Origin of the sequence: Sneathia sp. DSM 16631 (assembly GCF_014892235.1) — a bacterium.
In the GTDB taxonomy this organism is placed as follows: Bacteria; Fusobacteriota; Fusobacteriia; order Fusobacteriales; family Leptotrichiaceae; genus Sneathia; species Sneathia vaginalis.
In genome coordinates this window covers 1-633 of sequence record NZ_JADBHL010000041.1, presented here as the reverse complement: position 1 = coordinate 633, position 633 = coordinate 1, and the positions used below count along the sequence as shown (strand labels likewise).

The window sequence follows — 633 nt, the reverse complement described above, 5'->3', positions numbered from 1 at the left end:
ATTATACCATATAGCTACTTTATTGTCTATTTAAAATATGGTATAATCTCTATTATTTATTAGGAGTGAAAGATGAATATATTAGACAATTTAAATGACATGCAAAGAAAAGCTAGTGAAAAAATAGATGGACCTTCCCTTATACTAGCTGGAGCTGGTAGTGGTAAGACAAGGACCGTAACATACAAAATCGCACATATGGTAAAAGAATGCAATATAGATCCAGAATCTATCCTAGCACTTACATTTACTAATAAGGCTGCTAATGAAATGAAAGAAAGAATTCACGATTTAATAGGCGAAGATGCTAATAAGATGATAATTTCTACTTTCCACTCATTCTCAGTTAGAATGCTTAGAATTTATGGTAAAAGCATTGGTTTCACAAGTAATTTCAATATCTATGATGCTGATGACTCAAAAAGTTTAATTAAGAAAATCGTAAAAAATTTAAACTATGCACAAACACCTTCTAGCTTTTACACAAGAATTTCAAAATCTAAAGAAAATGGCGTTACAGTTAAAAATTTTGAAAATGAAATAGACTTAAAAATTAAGGACAATAGAGAATTCTATGAAGTCCTAAAACAATATCAAGAAACATTGATAAAAAACAACTGTATGGATTTTACA

1 protein-coding gene is annotated in these 633 nt (G+C 28.6%); it reads left to right on the top strand.

Annotation, left to right across the window (positions count from 1 at the left end):
- Positions 1-72: 72 nt before the first annotated feature.
- Positions 73-633, top strand: a 561-nt coding sequence (locus tag IMK15_RS06325) for a UvrD-helicase domain-containing protein (protein ID WP_192942289.1), incomplete at its 3' end; no start/stop codon positions are given.